Source organism: Streptomyces sp. WM6372, from assembly GCF_001279655.1.
GTDB lineage: Bacteria > Actinomycetota > Actinomycetes > Streptomycetales > Streptomycetaceae > Streptomyces.
Window position 1 is genome coordinate 1 of record NZ_LGDB01000151.1, and the last position, 285, is coordinate 285.

Here is a 285-nt window from a genome sequence, read left to right on the forward strand (position 1 = left end):
ACACTGCTCCGCCTCGGCCACCAGCGCTTCCGGCTGGTGTTCACCTGCCATCACCTGCTGCTGGACGGCTGGTCCCTGCCCGTGCTCATGCGCGAGCTGATGACGGCGTACGTGCAGGGCGGCCGCGGTGACGGCCTGGCTCGGGTGACGCCCTACCGGGATTATCTGGCGTGGGTGGCGCAGCAGGATCGTGGTGCGGCCGAGGAGGCGTGGCGGCGGTCCCTGGCGGGTGTGGAGGAAGCGACCCGGCTCGCGCCGGTGCGTGCGGGGCGGGTACCGGTGGCT

At 72.6% G+C, this 285-nt stretch carries 1 protein-coding gene; it reads left to right on the top strand.

Features of this window, described 5'->3' with window-relative positions; translation table 11 throughout:
- The coding region (locus tag ADK52_RS12900) for a condensation domain-containing protein (RefSeq protein ID WP_159045924.1) at positions 1–285 on the top strand (285 nt) is incomplete at both ends.